Raw genomic sequence first — 14,923 nt, 5'->3', positions numbered from 1 at the left:
TCCCTATCCATCTTTCTGGGACTATTGTACGTTAAGCTGCCCAAAGAAACAAACCATCAGTGCTTTCGCTTATCGATCAACGTGGACAGTGGTTCCTGCATAGCACCTCCCTCAAAGTAAGCGGCCAAAAGCGTCGATTCTTTAAGAACAACCCTTTTATCCCCATGGCCAATCGTAAAATGATGGGAGTAGCTTCGTTTTAAATAGTGAACAGCTTCACGCACCGTTATCGACCCATGAAGTGGGATGGTTTGAAGAGGAGCCTCGGATTCCAGTGTGTGTCTTGCGGTTAAAAAGCGAATGAATCGGTACTTACTCTGCCTCTGTTCTAAGTAATTGCTGATCACTAAGAAGGTTAAAACTGCGTACAAATTCAAATGAAACGGAAGGAGCGGCAACGAAAGAATAGCAGCTGTTAGCACGCTAAACGAAATTTGACTAGCTACTTGCATCGCCCTCTTGTACGGCCACCGTGAATGACAGGCCAGTTGCACAAGCCTGCCACCGTCAAGCGGGAAAATGGGAATAAGGTTAAAGCAAAGAATGGTTAGGTTGTGCATAAGGAACAGTCGATGATCGTCCTGACTCCAAAAAGCTTGCCCAGCAAGAAAATAGGAAAGCCCCATTAGCCATACATGCTGCGCGGGCCCGGCAAGCGTAATCAAAAGCTCTTCTTTGATTGGCTTCGTTGCTGCGCCCTCCTCGGTTTCAGCCACGCCTCCGAAGGGCAGAAGCTCTATTTTTTTAACGTTCCAGCCAAGCGCTACCGCTGCAAAGGCGTGCCCCAGCTCATGGATGAGCACAATCAAAAAAACGAGCAAAACCTCACGAAAACGACCCGTCAGTACACCTCCACCGAGAACCACCCAGAAAAGTGGATGGATACGAAGAACACTTACGCATGAAAGCCATTTATTCAAATGACATCACTTCACTTGGATCGATGTAAGAATCGCCCTGCTTGAGCGCGAAATAAAAACTTCCAGAATCATCCCCATCCGCTGTTACGGTTCCGACCGTCTCTCCTGAAGAAATTGTATCGTATAAATTGACGGCGACATCATCAAGCATGCCGTAAATGGAGGTCGTGCCATCTGGATGCTGGAGCTCAATCAGGTTTCCAACTTCAGACTCCTCATCACTCGTTACTCGAATCACATACCCTCCCTTAACCGCCTTTACTTCCTCTTCTGCTCCTGTCTCAAGTAGGACTCCCCTACCATCCTCTTCAAACCCTGTACGAATCGTCCCTGCTGCTGGCGCCGCGTAGTTCGTCGAATCGAGTTCCTCACTGCTTTCCTCGGTCTCCTCCGTGTTTGTCGGTAGCAGTGCGAGTGGATTGCCGAATTGACGCTCGTACCACTCTGAAACGGCTGCAAATTGAAAATGCTCTTCAAATGAGCGGTCGACGAACGCTTGGACAGGCCGCAAGCTTGCGAGATCACTCTTATACACAAGCCCAATTGAAAAAAATAGGCACCCTGCCGTCAAGACTTGCAGCACAAACGTGTTTATTTTTACAGGCTTTTTTGCTTCCCTCGGTTCTATTTCCTTTTCGTTCATGGAAGCGGCTCTCCCAGGCTTCAACTGAGGCTTTGATGAACTCATTCGATGCTTTCGTCTTCTATCCGCTAGCTGCTTACGTAGATTCTCTTTATGATTTGGCACACCTGTCTACCCCCCGTACGTTTTGTACCATCATATGACTTGTCCGTGGTGCTTATTCAGTATTCAGGTTAAAATGAAAGGAAATCGGGAAAAGATAAGAAATTACGCTAGAGTTAGGAGTGTGTACAGTGGAAAAAAGACAGTTGGGAAATTCGGATTTAAACGTGAGCGTACTTGGACTTGGGGGGATGTCCCTAGGCACAGATCGACAGTATGCCAAAATCATTATAGACCAGGCCCTTGACTCCGGCGTTAACTATATTGACACAGCGGACTTGTACGACTTTGGTGAAAATGAATCATTGATTGGAGAAGCATTGAAAGGAAAGCGAGATCAAATCATTCTTGCCACCAAGGCTGGAAATCGATTTAAAAAAGGCAAAGAAGGCTGGGAGTGGGATCCTTCCAAAGCGCATATTCAAGGGGCTGTTAAAGACAGTCTGCGTCGATTAAAAACGGACTACATCGACCTTTATCAGCTTCACGGGGGGACGATTGACGATTCGATTGATGAGACGATTGAAGCTTTTGAAGAACTCAAGCAGGAAGGCGTTATACGTGAATACGGAATTTCTTCCATTCGCCCAAATGTTATTCGCCAGTACGTAGAGAAATCCTCAATTGTTTCCGTCATGATGCAATATAGCCTTCTTGACCGTAGGCCGGAAGAATGGTTCGATTACTTACAACAACACAGTGTTAGCGTGGTCGCACGCGGCTCTGTCGCAAAGGGATTGATTAGCGACCGCCCCCTTCAAACAGTCCCTTCAGCTAAAGACGGCTATCTAAACTACACGAGCAATGAGCTCAATCAATTTCGGGATTTGCTCGTAGGCAAATACGGGAAGGATCATTCGCTCACAGAAATAGCCTTCCAGTATGACCTCCATCACGCCCCAGTCGCTGCCGTTGTCGCTGGAGCGAGCAAGCCCGAGCAAATGAAGCAAAACATCGCCTCTGTCGAAGCAGATCCTCTTGACTTACAAGAGATTGACTGGCTGAAGCGGGTCACAAAAGCCGATGTCTATGAACAGCATCGCACATAAAAACGAGTCTTCCTCTATTATGAGGAGACTCGTTTTATCAGAATGACTTACTAAGCCGCTTGCCTGAGGGGTTCCTCCTCTGGAGCAAGGGCTTTGCGAACACGCAGGGCAACCGCTGAGGCAACGACCACTTTGGCAAGATCTCCTGGAACAAAGACGGCATTTGCAGCCACTGCTTGCGTCCAACCGATGTCAGAAACGAAAGACAGGTACGTCGCCCCGCTTAAAAGAATAACGGCTCCGCCAACAGCATTAGCGAGACCCAGCTTCCATATGGTTGGCTTTCCTGCTTTCGCAATTAATAATCCAATCAAGAAAGCACTAAGTATGTAGCCAAGTATATACCCGCCCGATGGACCAACAAGATGCCCAGCCCCTCCGCGCATCCCTGAAAGCAAGGGAGCTCCGACCGCTATTAAAGCAACAAATAAGGCCATCGACGCCGCGCCTTTACGGGCGCCTAGGATCGACCCAGCAAGAAAAGGTGCAATCGATTGTACGACAATTGGAATAGGAATGACAGGCACTGGAATCGGGGGGAAAAAACCTAATACACCCGTAATCGCAGCCATCATTGAAATCATTAACATGTCTCTTAGCTTCATTGTCTGCTCGCTCCAATTCTATGAACTATTTCTTATACTATAAGGACTCTCTCCTCCACTGTCAACCTAAAATTAAAATAAGTTAACATTAAAAGCTATAAAGGAGTGACAGTTGACTTGATGAAAGCGAATCCTTTATTATTATGGAAAGAAGCAGGTGGAATTTGGGTGGAGAAACGAGGGCATGGATAATGGTGCAGAAGAAAGAGTACGGGCACTTCTCAAAGCTGAAAGATGTTTCTGGAAGGAATTCTGTAAATCAACAGGCAATTGCGAAATCGAGCCTTGAAATAAGTCCTGAGCTCTATGAAAGCTTACAGCGCGGCCCTCTAAGCAATGCTCAGGTTCTTCATTCGGCTAAAGCTGCTGGAACACTTGCTGCTAAGAATGCTTCCACCCTTTTGCCTTACTTGCATACCAAACAACTAACCACGATCAATATCGAATTCAGCTGGAAAGTAGGCTCTGGAATATGGGAGTTATTAATAGAAGCTGATGTAAAAGCAAAACATGCGGAAAGCGTAGAAAGCGAAGCACTCGCCTGCGTCTCTGCGACGGCTCTAACTGTCTTTGACATATGCAAAGAAGAACATCCTAGCATGGTCATCGGCCCTACCTACCTTTCTAGAAAACGTGGATAATACAAAAAGCGAGCCAACGTTGGCTCGCTTTTTCCTAATCCGGCGGGTAGAAGCTCGAGATTTTTCACTCCTGACACGAAATCCAAGATCCAGATTCTTAGTCAGGCCTTCCAACATTCTCGCTTCTGGTCGACCCGCCTCCGCTTTTCTACTAGCCTTCAAGAACTTTTAGAGATTCGCGGTTGAACGCTGGAAGGTCATCAGGCGTGCGACTGGTAACAAGATTGTTTTGGCAAACGACAACCTCTACATCTTTCACTGTTGCACCGGCGTTCTGAAGATCCGGAACAATTGGTTTCACACCAGTGACAGTTCGCCCTTTAAGCACGTCCGCATTAATGAGAAGCTGAGGTCCATGGCAAATCGCCAAAATCGGCTTCCCATTGTCGGCGAAGTCTTTCACGAAGTCAACAAAACGATCGTCCCCCCGAAGGATGTCTGGGGAGAACCCGCCCGGGATAAAGAGTGCGTCAAATTGACCCGGCTTGACATCGTCAATGCCCTTATCAATCGTCACACTTGCTTCTCCTTGTTTGCCTGTGACCGTTTGACCGCTTTCTTTTTCAATCGTCACAAGCTCGTGCCCACCATCCTTCAAATGCTTTGCTGGATCTGTATACTCCACATCTTCAAACATGTCTGTAATAACGACTGCAATCTTTTTGCCCATGACTCTATCATCCTTTCCATCATCGCGTCTATTTACGGTATACCCTCAAGATTTTTTTATTAAACACTGACCTCACGGAATAAAGAAGATTCCCTAAAGATTTCATTCAAAAAAAAGAAACCACCGCAGCGGCTTCTTTCTTTTTGTTATCTAACGCCAAATAGTCGTTTGATTTTCGCAAACATCCCTTGTTTCTCTTCGATCGCCATGAGCGGAACCGTCTCGCCAAGAATGCGGCGCCCGATATTGCGATAGGCAATCGATGCTTTGCTTGACGTATGGAGGGCAATCGGCTCCCCTTTATTGGAATGCTTAATCACTTCCTCGTCATCAATAACAATGCCAAGGAGGTCAATCGCTAGGATGGAAGTAATTTCTTCCACGTCCAACATTTCACCGTTTTGGACCATTCGGGTGCGAATACGGTTCACGACCAACCGAGGGCGCTCTACATTTTCTTGCTCAAGAAGGCCGATAATTCGATCAGCATCGCGCACGGCCGATACTTCTGGTGTTGTCACAACAATCGCCTTGTCTGCTCCGGCAACAGCATTGCGAAAACCATGCTCAATTCCAGCTGGACAATCAATCAACACATAGTCATACTCCTGCTTCAGTTCACCAACAATGTCCTTCATTTGTTCCGGTTCAATCGACGTTTTATCCTTCGTTTGAGCCGCTGGCAGCAAGAATAAACATTCAAAGCGCTTGTCTTTAATGAGCGCCTGTCTTAATTTACAGCGCCCCTCAATAACATCGACTAGATCATAAATGATGCGGTTTTCAAGCCCCATGACAACATCGAGGTTACGCAGGCCAATGTCTGCATCAATCAAACAGACTTTCTTACCCGAAAGAGCAAGGGCTGTGCCGATATTTGCCGAGGTGGTTGTCTTCCCAACCCCGCCCTTACCACTTGTAATGACAATCGCCTCTCCCACGCTCATTTCCCCCTTCTTATCCACGATTACCTTTCAACCGTAACTGGTTCTTCCGCTTCTTTTAGCTCCGGACGCGCATCCATTAGTCGCTGAATACGCTCAAGACGTAACTCCCGCTGTTCCGTGTCTAAAAACGCCGCTTCCATAAAAGCCTCCTCATGTTCAATGTCAGCAAACACTAGGAAAACATCCGCAATCTGTAGCTGTGAGGGGGCCATGAGCGAGGCACTGATAAACACCTTTTCATTCCCCTCACAACCAGCATGGGCTCGTCCCTTTAACGCCCCCATCACAAAAATATTCCCCGTTGCCATAAGCAGACCCCCAGGATTAATATCCCCAACGAGCAACGCATCGCCACGAACCTTCACTACTTGTCCGGAGCGAACCATTCTAGTAAGTGTGGTCGTTTCCGCTTCTTGAGAGTAGTGCTGGGCTTCTTCCTTTGAAACCACGCTTGTATCAAATTGCTCAATCGCTAGATTTCGCTCATTCGTAATGATGTTCTCTAGCTCTTCCTTATCGCGACTATCAAGATATCTTGCCCCAACGTCTACTTTTACTCGTACAGACGGGTCATTGTCTGAACCTTTGTAGTAGCTGGACGAGAGCTTTTCTTTTAATTCCACTATCAGACTATCAAACGAACAACGATCATCGAGAAGAAACGTCAATCCGTCTTTTGTTCCTTTTATGGTCACGCACGTTTTTGTTTGCGTCATGAATCGTTCACCTCTGACAGACTGACCCTTGCTAGGTCTTTACTTGTTATAATTCCACACGCTAGATAAAATCCCTTCTTTACACTAGCGTTGACGAATACTTGCCTGGTGATTAACGTGCTGAGCTAGCTTTCGAAAAGGAAGCACGAACAAAATCGCAAAAGCGCTATTTAAGAGAAGCGTTGGCAGCAATCGCGTTGAAAAAAACTCGCCCCCCGAAAGTTCCGTCACACCAATCGCAAGAAACATCCCGTACTGGTAGTACTCAAAGAGCAACACACCAAGGAAAGAAAGAAGCACGGGCCAGAGCGCCGAATCCTGAATAGACTTTACCGAAAACCCCAGAGCGTAACCTAAGAAAGCAAAGCCAAACGTGTATACGCCGAGAAAATTCGTATACACCACATCATACAGTAATCCAAATGCAAAACCGAACGCTAGTCCTTGATGACGATTAACAAAAATCCCGATCATGACAATTATCACGATGAGAAAGCGAGGAATGACGAGCAAATCGTCGGATAGGTTGTTTTGCAAAAGGTATTGAACTAGGGACCCCTCTAAGACGAGGAGAACAAAAAGAACGCTCGCGAAATAGATCCGGCTCACGACTCGTCCTCCTCTTCAAGAAGGGCTGGATCCATCGCCGCCACATCTCGCTCTACGATATATACATAATCTAGAGCGGCGAAATCAGCCACTGGCTCCAGGTAGACGTTTTGCGATAAGCCGTATTCATCCATCTCTACTTCGGCCACTTCTCCAATGAGAAGCCCTGCAGGATAGACATCCCCAAGCCCTGAAGTTGTAACCATTTGTCCTTCTTCAATTTCAGCATCAATGTCCACTTTACGCATAATCAAATGACCTTCATCGTTGTCGTACCCTTCGATAAAACCAACGACTGACTGATCAGCATCATCCTCATACGTCACCTCGGCAGAGACGCGATTCGTAGGGTCGTTGTCGCTTAAGAGCTGAGCGTACGAGGTGAATTCGCTCACCCCGGTAACCTTTCCAACAAGGCCTCCCTGAGAGTCAACGACCGCCATGTCTTCTGTAACGTCATCCTGTCCCCCCCGATTTAAGCCAACATACTGTTCCCACGCATCTGGAGAACGATGAATCACGACAGATGACAGGACGGAATAGTCGTTTAACGATTCCTCTAAATCAAGCATCTCCAGAAGGTTGGCATTATCCGCTGCAAGCTGGTTGCGCTCGACAGAGACTTGTGCATACTCCTCAAGGCGCGAGCGAAGCAATTCATTCTCCTCATAGACATTGAGAATCTCTTGGACATTTTCATAGATGCCACCCACGAAATGAGCAGGTCTGGACACCACGTTCTGTACCCAACCTACCGCATCCCGCGTCACACGCTCAGGGCCTGTTACGTTTCGTTCACTCATCGAGTAGCCGATAAGTGCCACTAATATAATGAAGCTTACAAGTAAAATAATTAGTTTTTTATTCGAGAAAAACGACGGCATTTAACCCACCTTCTTACGATTTTCGGTCTGACCGAGATGTAATACCAGCTTTGGAACGAAACAAATGAATATTTTCAAGTGCACGTCCTGTCCCAATGGCTACGCAGTCCAGGGGTTCTTCCGCAACGATGACAGGCATGTTCGTCTCATCACTTAGCACTTTATCCAGGTTTCTAAGCAGCGCCCCACCGCCTGTTAAGACAATGCCACGATCCATAATATCAGCCGCAAGCTCAGGAGGGGATTGCTCAAGCGTATTCTTGACCGCTTCAATAATCGTTTCAACCGTGTCAGCAAGCGCCCCCTTCACTTCCGATGCTGTAACGCTAATGGTTTTCGGCAGGCCACTCACCAAATCACGACCGCGGATATCCATCTCTTCTGAGCTCTCTTCAAGGGCGTCGGCTGAACCAATTTCTAGCTTCAACGCTTCTGCCGTTCGTTCGCCTATCATTAAATTGTATTTCTTCTTGACATACTGAATGATAGCATCGTCCATCTCGTCACCCGCTACGCGGATCGACTGACTGGTTACGATCCCCCCAAGAGAGATAATCGCTACTTCTGTCGTTCCTCCTCCAATATCAACCACCATGCTTCCTGTCGGTTCCCATACCGGCAAGTTCGCCCCAATCGCTGCTGCAAATGGTTCTTCCAGTGTGTAGGCTTCCTTTGCCCCAGCTTGTTTGGTCGCGTCTTCTACCGCGCGCTTCTCGACAGCCGTAATGCCTGATGGAACGCAGACCATTACCGCTGGTTTTCGAGAAAACATCGAGCCGTTTTTCATTGCTTGTTGAATGAAATACTTAATCATGGTTGCCGTTGTATCAAAATCAGCAATCACGCCGTCTTTCATCGGCCGGACCGCGACAATATTTCCCGGCGTACGTCCAATCATATTCTTAGCGTCATTCCCGACTGCTTCAATCGAATTCGTGTCTGTACGAAGCGCAACAACCGAGGGTTCTCGCAAAACAATGCCTTTCCCTTTTGTATAAACCAGTGTATTTGCCGTACCTAAATCAATCCCAATATCTTTACTTCCAAACATCTATGTACACTGCTACCCAATACAGGGGATCCGAAGAGGACCCGCTGATCCTACAATAAAATAGCAGAATGCCTCCCTTAATACACGTAGGTTCGTGTGTTGTTTTCTACCTACTACGGTAAGTAGCAAATCCATCAATTGAAAATCAAAACCCATACCCTTGATTATATCGAATAATACCCAAAAAAAATAGCCTTAAAGTTCCCCGAGACATAAATTCGGACTTTCGATTGAGGGAATGTGGCGTTATTCGTTCAAAAAGCCTCTCTCTTTGAGGCTAATAAACCTTCGATCCCCAATAATCACGTGGTCAAGTAGCGGTATGCCTAACACTTTTCCAGCCTCCCCAAGTCTTTTTGTGACCTGGATATCTTCTTTGCTTGGGGTCGGGTCGCCGCTTGGATGGTTGTGAAGGCAGATAACGGAAGCCGAGGAATAACGAAGCGCTTCTTTGAAAACCTCACGAGGATGGACAATGCTCGCATTTAAACTGCCAATAAAAAGTGTGTGCTGTTTCATAACATGATTCTTCGTGTTCAAGTAAAGCGCGACAAAATGTTCTTGCGTAAGTGTACGCAATTCGTCCATAACCACATTCGCCGCATCCTCTGGAGAGTGGATCACCATTCTCTCTCCGTTTTGCTCCGCATGAACGCGCCTGCCAAGTTCCATCGCCGCAGACAGCTCCACCGCCTTGGCAAGCCCAATTCCGCTCACCGCGCGCAGTTCATGAAGCGATGCTTCCTTAAGTTTAGTTAACGTTTGAAACTGACTTAACACCGTTCCCGCCAGGCCCAGTGCAGATTGCTCCCTTGTGCCTGTGCGCAAAAGAATGGCCACAATCTCCTGGTTGGAAAGTGCGCGTGCCCCCTCTCGTTGCAGGCGTTCACGTGGTCGTTCTGAATTTGGAACATCACGAATTAGCATAGCCATTTAAGCCGCCCCCATTCTCATTTTTTCAAAACAGTTGGGTACACACCGTAAGCGGAAAGAGCCTGAATGGTTCGCGCCAGAGGCAAGCCGGCGACCGTGTAGAAATCCCCCTCTATCGCTTCCACCAACATCGCGCCGAAGCTTTGAATTCCGTATCCACCAGCTTTATCAAGCGCCTCTCCTGAAGCGAGATACATGGCAATTTCCGCTTGCGTGAGCAAGCGCATTTTTACATTGGTTTTGTCAAAGAACAATGTCTCTTTAGCGCCTCTTTGAATTGATACACCTGTATAGACGCTGTGTGTTTTTCCAGAAAGGCGCATCAGCATGGTCTCCGCCTCCTGATTCGTTGACGGTTTGCCAAGAATACTCCCATCAAATGCAACAACGGTATCCGCTCCAAGCACTACGGCTTCAGGGTGGAGACTAGAGACAGCCGTCGCTTTTTTTCTGGCAAGGGCACAGACAATGTCACTCACAGGAAGTGTATCATCATACGATTCGTCGACATCGGCTGGTACAATTTCAAATTGAAAATAACATTGGGTAAGAAAATCTTGGCGCCTCGGGGAAGTGGAAGCTAAAAGAAAAGAAGTCATGCTGTGGTCACCTCATCAATAAAGTAGTTATGCCCTTTATTGTACAGGTTCTCTTTCATTATACCAAGGTAGTGGGAGGGAAGCAATGAGAAAAGAAGGGGAATGAATGGTTATCAACAGTACAATGTAACATGCTGTATTTTTTTCGGAGTTTTCGCGCTCATATTAAGTAATGGATTGCCCTCTTCTCTCGATACGTCAAAGCCCGAGAGAGCTACTCTCTCGGGCCTTCATCAGAAATTCATCACAAATGCTCATCAAACCAACCAGCTATCGCTTGAAGACGCTCCATTCTCAGGTTCGGCTTTCCGCTTCTAGAAAGCTCATGGTTCGCTTCCGGAAAACGCATAAAGCGTGTCTGTTTTCCTTTATGTTTAAGTGCGATGTAGAGCTGTTCGGCCTGTTCAATCGGACAGCGAAAGTCTTTCTCGCCGTGTAAAATGAGAAGGGGCGTCTCGATTTGATCCACATACTTAAGCGGTGAGTGGTGCCAGAGCGTCTTTATATCATCCAGGTTCGCTTGAATTTGCCACTCTGAAAAATAGTAGCCAATGTCACTCACCCCATAAAAACTAACCCAGTTGCAAATGGAACGCTGCGTCACCGCCGCTTTAAAGCGATTCGTGTGCCCCACGGCCCAGTTCGTCATAAATCCACCGTAGCTTCCACCAGTGAGGCCCAGTCGATCACGGTCGATCCATTCATACTGATCAAGTGCTTGATCAAGGGCATCCATCAAGTCCTGATAATCTCCTCCTCCGTAGTCCCCGCGCACAGCGTCCACGAATTTCTGTCCGTAGCCAAAGCCACCGCGAGGATTCGTGAATAGCACCCCGTAGCCTCTGGCGCAAAGCAATTGGAACTCGTGAAAATACGTTGTGGCATACATTGCGTGTGGGCCGCCGTGTACTTCTAATATAAACGGGTACTTTTTGTCTGCTTCAAAGCCTGCCGGTTTCATCATCCAACCGGAAACAGCGCTCCCATCCTCTCGTTCCAAGCGGAATTCCTCCGGCAAACTGAGTTCAAGTTCCTGAACCACTTCCTCGTTGACCGCTGTTATCTTCGCCAGCTCTCCTGAATGAAGAGAAAGCGCGTAGGCCTCACTTGGCTCACTGGGCTTACTTAGCGTGACGACCCCGGTCCCCTCGCTTTTTAAAGAAAATCCGTGAACATGATGGCTACCCGCCGTGATCTCTTCTACCTCGCCACTCAGATAGAAACGCCATACATTGACATGACCCTCACGAGAAACGAGTGCATAGATCGACTGGCCGTCCTCGGACCAACGCAAACCTGCACCACCAACGTTTTGCAGAAAGTCACCAATCCCAAGGTCCCCTATAGCAACATCCACATTCTCCGTCAGGCAGCGGAGCTCTGCCTTTTGCAGATCATAGAGCCAAAGGTCCGCCTGTGTCGCGTTCTCAAACTGACGCTGATGACCCAAGAAAGCGATCGTGCTTCCATCAGGGCAGTAAGCCGCCTGTCCAATAACAAACGATCCATCCGTGAGCTTCTCTTTTTTGTTTGCACCCAGAGAATAAACCCACAAATCTGACGTAAAAGACAAATCCCGGTTTTCCGCGTCATCCGCAGATACAAGAAGGTTGTTTCCATCAGGCGACCAGCAAAGAGGAGTCACATCGTATGGTTCGTCTGTGAGCGGTGTCCGTTTGCCAGAAGCCACATCGATGACGACTACTTGCTGAGTGCTGTTGTCATGAAAGCCTCGCCCGTCGGACTTGTATTTCATCTCGTCCACCACGAGAGGGACCGGGAGCTCCTGCTCCTCTTTTTTGCCTTCGCCTGTACGGATAGTGAGAGCCAGTTTGTCTCCGCCTGGCGACCAATCAAAATCCGTGACGCCTCTTTTTTCGTCCGTTACCTGCCTTGCATCCGCCAGGCCTTCTTTCATAAACACTTGCATGCTTTCCGTCCGGTTTGATAGAAACGCAAATGCCTCTCCACTCGGCGACCAGCGCGGTGCTATATTTTTGCTTTTGCCAAACGTAAGCGGCGTTGCTTTTTGTTTCTTATGTACATCGACTTCATAAATATGAGCTTCGTAGTCGTTCTGCTCACGCGAAAGTTCCGTCACCACCACTAGCGCTCGCTCTCCATGTGGAGCAAGGTCAGGAGCAGTAACCGTCTTCAGTTTGTACAAATCTTCTGCTTTCACAGCTCGTTTTGCCATGTATTCATTCCTCCTCTTCTGCCTATTATACAGAATTTTAAAGAGAATGCCTTGGGGGACGACTTGTTCAATTCCTTATCCGGAAAAGCGCAGGCGGGTTGGTCAGGAGCGAGAATTTTGGAGGCCTGACAAAAGAAATCCCGAATTTGGATTTCGTTGTCAGGACGAAAAATCTCGAAGCTTCTACCCGCCGGAGCTAGACAATCCGAAAAGCGCAGGCGGGTTGCACAGAAGCGGCAAACCGGCCTGCCTCTTGGTAAGACGGCTTCCCTCTAAGTACGTAAGAGGCGGATCTGTCAACAAAGATCCGACAGTTAAATTTTTCCTGGACTTTTAAAACCATTTCTTTAAGAAGATGTAACCATCGCTTGCTCATAGGCCATCACTGCATCCAACAAATGTTGCTGCACCTCCCAAACAAGCTCGTTGTCCTCCTGCTCAATCAAAGAGGCCGCTTGGGCAAGTGCGTCGCTCATCGTTAAGGCTGCATCTTTTGCCTCTTCGCTTAGCTCTGCAAAGGCACCTTCTCTTTGCTCTCGCAGTGACTCTCCATTCGCTCTCACCTCTTCTTTTTGCGCCTCGGAGATGACCGCATCGTTTCCTGAAGCTTGATTTGCTGCAACCGCTGTTAAGCCACGAAAATAATCCACTGCTTGTACAAACCAGGCTGCTGTCGCTTCTCCTCCCTCCTCAGGTGTCCCTCCTTCCACTTGATACGTCTTTACGTACGTGTCTTGTCCTTCTGCCTCAATTCGCTCGCTAATTGCCTGGGCCTGAGAATGGTCATTCCCAATGCCGACAAATAAATAGAACGGCTCCTCCCCACTCGTTAATACTGCCGGCAAGCCTGCTTCTTGGACCGAATCGGCAATCTCCTGTCCACTTTCCACCGTTTCAAAGGCCCCTCCCTGTACAATATCAACATTCAATGTAGGAAAGGCAGCTTCCACACTGCTTGCCGTCAGCGCCTCGTTTTCAGTGACCTGTTCCTCTGCTGCTTCATTTGCCCCCACAAACAGCGTATAAAACGCAAAAGCTAAGCCTACTCCGACGACCAATGCAGACAGAACGGCCGTCACTACATTCCAGGGAACCTGTTCATATAATGCTTGGAATTTACGTGTTTTCTGCTTGGCTTTAACGTCGGGGACACGACTAAGAAAAGGTTCTTTAGGCGACTTTTCTTGATCCCGTGACTGGTCAGGGCGTGGTAAAAAATCATGTTCCTCCATTTCTTCCTCATCCGCTTCCGGTGGCAAGGCAGTGTTCGGTTTTTGTTCGGTTTTCTCTTCTGTTTCTTTATCCTCGGGTTCACTCTCATTATAATCTGTAACCAATAGCTCCTTGTCCCATGTGATAAGCTCCAGCTCTTCTTTCTTTACTTCTTGCTCTGCTGGCTTGCTTTTCTCCTCGTTGGTCGGCGTTGTTCCCTCAGCGGCCTGGTTCGTCGATGATGGCTTTGGTTCTGGATCAAATCGAAACGACATCGTGTGCTTACGTTCGTGCATCTGGCCGACACTCCCTTCACATGCTTTGCTCTATTCTATGAAGCTTGTCTCTTTACTAGAACAGAAAAGGGCTCAACTGAAACGAAAGGAGGGCCTCCCCAAAGAAATAGACGAAGAGAGTGCCTATAGCGATAAACGGAGCAAATGGAAACGGTTCTTCAGGCGAGCGTTTCCTTGCCAGAAGAAAAACTCCCCCAACCAAAGCGCCTAGAAAGGAAGCCGCGGCAATGGCAAGCAGCACCTGCTGAGTACCTAGAGTAAAACCTAGCAGTGTGAGCAGCTTAATATCCCCACCCCCAAGGCTGTCTTTTTTCCATGAAGAAACAAAAAGGAGCAGAGAGAAAACGAGAACCGCACCAAGAAAAGGGTCAAACCAGGGATCGAGAGGAGCAAGCGTCAGCCTAAGAGCGACTAACGGTAAGGTAAAGCAAAGGAGCACCACGTTGGGAATAAGCATAAAGCAAATGTCGGAGACAACCACAATTACAAGGAGAGAAATGAGAAGCAATGCAATGAGGAACTCATAGGAGAAGCCAAAGGTAAGAAGACTAAAAGCGAACAGACAGGCGGTGAGTATTTCCATCACTGGGTAGAAAAGAGGAATAGTGGCCTTACAGGAAGTACAGCGCCCTTTTTGCAGAAAGTAGGAGAGGACGGGAATGAGCTCTAATGGTTTCAAGCTACGTCTACATGCGGGACAAGCCGAACGAGTGAAAAGCAAGGGCTGCCTTAACGGGACTCGCACCCCAACCACATTGTAAAACGAACCAAGAATACTACCGGCAAGTGTGAGGTAAAGCGTCCAGATCATCATCACCATGCGTCAAAGCTCTCTTTCAGGGTTAAGTA

16 protein-coding genes are annotated in these 14,923 nt (G+C 47.8%); 2 read left to right on the top strand and 14 right to left on the bottom strand.

What is annotated here, in order from left to right:
* Nucleotides 1–56: 56 nt before the first annotated feature.
* Nucleotides 57–920 (bottom strand): M50 family metallopeptidase, encoded by an 864-nt coding sequence (locus AVZ68_RS07670; protein WP_059103931.1) that lies wholly within the window; start codon nt 918–920, stop codon nt 57–59.
* Nucleotides 913–1,668: a M23 family metallopeptidase gene (locus AVZ68_RS07665; RefSeq protein WP_082676371.1), complete on the bottom strand. Its 756-nt coding sequence runs from the start codon at nt 1,666–1,668 to the stop codon at nt 913–915. The genes AVZ68_RS07670 and AVZ68_RS07665 overlap by 8 nt, the downstream gene beginning before the upstream one ends.
* A gap of 128 nt (nt 1,669–1,796) precedes the next feature.
* On the opposite strand from AVZ68_RS07665, the gene AVZ68_RS07660 reads away from it, so the two are divergent.
* Nucleotides 1,797–2,714 carry an aldo/keto reductase gene (locus AVZ68_RS07660; RefSeq protein WP_059103929.1) on the top strand — a complete coding sequence of 306 codons (918 nt, stop codon included), beginning with the start codon at nt 1,797–1,799 and terminating at the stop codon, nt 2,712–2,714.
* Between the two features lie 50 nt (nt 2,715–2,764).
* On the opposite strand, the gene AVZ68_RS07655 is transcribed toward AVZ68_RS07660, so the two are convergent.
* The gene (locus tag AVZ68_RS07655; protein WP_082676369.1) at nt 2,765–3,319 is read right to left on the bottom strand and encodes a biotin transporter BioY; all 555 of its coding nucleotides are present in this window, start codon (nt 3,317–3,319) and stop codon (nt 2,765–2,767) included.
* A 191-nt stretch (nt 3,320–3,510) separates the two neighbouring features.
* On the opposite strand from AVZ68_RS07655, the gene AVZ68_RS07650 reads away from it, so the two are divergent.
* Complete coding sequence (locus AVZ68_RS07650) at nt 3,511–3,960, top strand: cyclic pyranopterin monophosphate synthase MoaC (RefSeq protein WP_059103927.1); 450 nt, start codon at nt 3,511–3,513, stop codon at nt 3,958–3,960.
* A 151-nt stretch (nt 3,961–4,111) separates the two neighbouring features.
* On the opposite strand, the gene AVZ68_RS07645 is transcribed toward AVZ68_RS07650, so the two are convergent.
* From AVZ68_RS07645 to AVZ68_RS07595, 11 genes are all read right to left on the bottom strand, one after another.
* Nucleotides 4,112–4,630, bottom strand: a complete 519-nt coding sequence (locus AVZ68_RS07645) for a type 1 glutamine amidotransferase domain-containing protein (RefSeq protein WP_059103926.1) — start codon at nt 4,628–4,630, stop codon at nt 4,112–4,114.
* 146 nt (nt 4,631–4,776) lie between these two features.
* On the bottom strand, nt 4,777–5,571 hold the full coding sequence (minD, locus tag AVZ68_RS07640; protein WP_059103925.1) for a septum site-determining protein MinD: 795 nt from the start codon (nt 5,569–5,571) through the stop codon (nt 4,777–4,779).
* Between the two features lie 26 nt (nt 5,572–5,597).
* The gene (gene minC, locus AVZ68_RS07635) at nt 5,598–6,293 is read right to left on the bottom strand and encodes a septum site-determining protein MinC (protein ID WP_059103924.1); all 696 of its coding nucleotides are present in this window, start codon (nt 6,291–6,293) and stop codon (nt 5,598–5,600) included.
* A gap of 84 nt (nt 6,294–6,377) precedes the next feature.
* Nucleotides 6,378–6,902: a rod shape-determining protein MreD gene (gene mreD / locus AVZ68_RS07630; protein ID WP_059103923.1), complete on the bottom strand. Its 525-nt coding sequence runs from the start codon at nt 6,900–6,902 to the stop codon at nt 6,378–6,380.
* Nucleotides 6,899–7,786: a rod shape-determining protein MreC gene (gene mreC, locus AVZ68_RS07625; RefSeq protein WP_059103922.1), complete on the bottom strand. Its 888-nt coding sequence runs from the start codon at nt 7,784–7,786 to the stop codon at nt 6,899–6,901. Before mreC ends, mreD begins: the two co-directional genes overlap by 4 nt.
* A 13-nt stretch (nt 7,787–7,799) precedes the next feature.
* Nucleotides 7,800–8,837, bottom strand: coding sequence for a rod shape-determining protein (locus tag AVZ68_RS07620; RefSeq protein WP_059103921.1), 1,038 nt, complete (start codon nt 8,835–8,837; stop codon nt 7,800–7,802).
* Nucleotides 8,838–9,083: 246 nt separating this feature from the next.
* Nucleotides 9,084–9,770 (bottom strand): RadC family protein, encoded by a 687-nt coding sequence (gene radC, locus AVZ68_RS07615; protein WP_059103920.1) that lies wholly within the window; start codon nt 9,768–9,770, stop codon nt 9,084–9,086.
* Nucleotides 9,771–9,787: 17 nt separating this feature from the next.
* Nucleotides 9,788–10,369, bottom strand: a complete 582-nt coding sequence (locus tag AVZ68_RS07610) for a Maf family protein (RefSeq protein ID WP_059103919.1) — start codon at nt 10,367–10,369, stop codon at nt 9,788–9,790.
* A gap of 244 nt (nt 10,370–10,613) precedes the next feature.
* Nucleotides 10,614–12,566, bottom strand: a complete 1,953-nt coding sequence (locus AVZ68_RS07605) for a S9 family peptidase (protein WP_059103918.1) — start codon at nt 12,564–12,566, stop codon at nt 10,614–10,616.
* 347 nt (nt 12,567–12,913) lie between these two features.
* The gene (locus AVZ68_RS07600) at nt 12,914–14,074 is read right to left on the bottom strand and encodes a hypothetical protein (RefSeq protein ID WP_059103917.1); all 1,161 of its coding nucleotides are present in this window, start codon (nt 14,072–14,074) and stop codon (nt 12,914–12,916) included.
* A 55-nt stretch (nt 14,075–14,129) separates the two neighbouring features.
* Nucleotides 14,130–14,894 carry a prepilin peptidase gene (locus tag AVZ68_RS07595; RefSeq protein ID WP_059103916.1) on the bottom strand — a complete coding sequence of 255 codons (765 nt, stop codon included), beginning with the start codon at nt 14,892–14,894 and terminating at the stop codon, nt 14,130–14,132.
* Nucleotides 14,895–14,923: the final 29 nt, after the last annotated feature.

This window comes from Shouchella shacheensis (assembly GCF_001484965.1).
GTDB lineage: Bacteria > Bacillota > Bacilli > Bacillales > Bacillaceae_D > Shouchella > Shouchella shacheensis.
This window is presented reverse-complemented; position numbering and strand designations above follow the sequence as displayed.

Coding starts and splice junctions, on each gene's coding strand:
- AVZ68_RS07655 (WP_082676369.1), bottom strand. CDS start 3,319: ATGAAGCTAAGAGACATGTTAATGATTTCAATGATGGCTGCGATTACG.
- AVZ68_RS07650 (WP_059103927.1), top strand. CDS start 3,511: ATGGTGCAGAAGAAAGAGTACGGGCACTTCTCAAAGCTGAAAGATGTT.
- AVZ68_RS07645 (WP_059103926.1), bottom strand. CDS start 4,630: ATGGGCAAAAAGATTGCAGTCGTTATTACAGACATGTTTGAAGATGTG.
- minC (WP_059103924.1), bottom strand. CDS start 6,293: ATGACGCAAACAAAAACGTGCGTGACCATAAAAGGAACAAAAGACGGA.
- mreC (WP_059103922.1), bottom strand. CDS start 7,786: ATGCCGTCGTTTTTCTCGAATAAAAAACTAATTATTTTACTTGTAAGC.
- AVZ68_RS07620 (WP_059103921.1), bottom strand. CDS start 8,837: ATGTTTGGAAGTAAAGATATTGGGATTGATTTAGGTACGGCAAATACA.
- radC (WP_059103920.1), bottom strand. CDS start 9,770: ATGGCTATGCTAATTCGTGATGTTCCAAATTCAGAACGACCACGTGAA.
- AVZ68_RS07610 (WP_059103919.1), bottom strand. CDS start 10,369: ATGACTTCTTTTCTTTTAGCTTCCACTTCCCCGAGGCGCCAAGATTTT.
- AVZ68_RS07605 (WP_059103918.1), bottom strand. CDS start 12,566: ATGGCAAAACGAGCTGTGAAAGCAGAAGATTTGTACAAACTGAAGACG.
- AVZ68_RS07600 (WP_059103917.1), bottom strand. CDS start 14,074: ATGCACGAACGTAAGCACACGATGTCGTTTCGATTTGATCCAGAACCA.
- AVZ68_RS07595 (WP_059103916.1), bottom strand. CDS start 14,894: ATGGTGATGATGATCTGGACGCTTTACCTCACACTTGCCGGTAGTATT.